The organism is Bacillus sp. CR71 (assembly GCF_003429245.1).
GTDB classification, from domain to species: domain Bacteria; phylum Bacillota; class Bacilli; order Bacillales; family Bacillaceae_G; genus Bacillus_A; species Bacillus_A thuringiensis_S.
Genome location: NZ_CP031748.1, coordinates 4,981,561 through 4,981,808, shown reverse-complemented (window position 1 = coordinate 4,981,808; position 248 = coordinate 4,981,561). Strand labels below are relative to the sequence as shown.

Below are 248 nucleotides of genomic sequence, written 5' to 3'. Positions count from 1 at the left end.
ACAGGAGCGACGGGAGTAACAGGCGATACAGGTCCAACGGGAGCGACAGGAATAACAGGGGCAACGGGAGCGACAGGAATAACAGGAGCAACAGGCCCAACGGGAGTGACAGGAATAACAGGGGCAACGGGTCCAACAGGAGCAACAGGTGGCACAGGCCCAACGGGGGCGACAGGAGCGACGGGAGTAACAGGCGATACAGGTCCAACGGGAGCGACAGGAATAACAGGGGCAACGGGAGCGACAGG

1 protein-coding gene is annotated in these 248 nt (G+C 60.9%); it reads left to right on the top strand.

Features of this window, described 5'->3' with window-relative positions:
• Window positions 1-248 (top strand): hypothetical protein (locus DOS87_RS25060; RefSeq protein WP_208730390.1); only part of this gene is annotated, 248 nt, incomplete at both ends.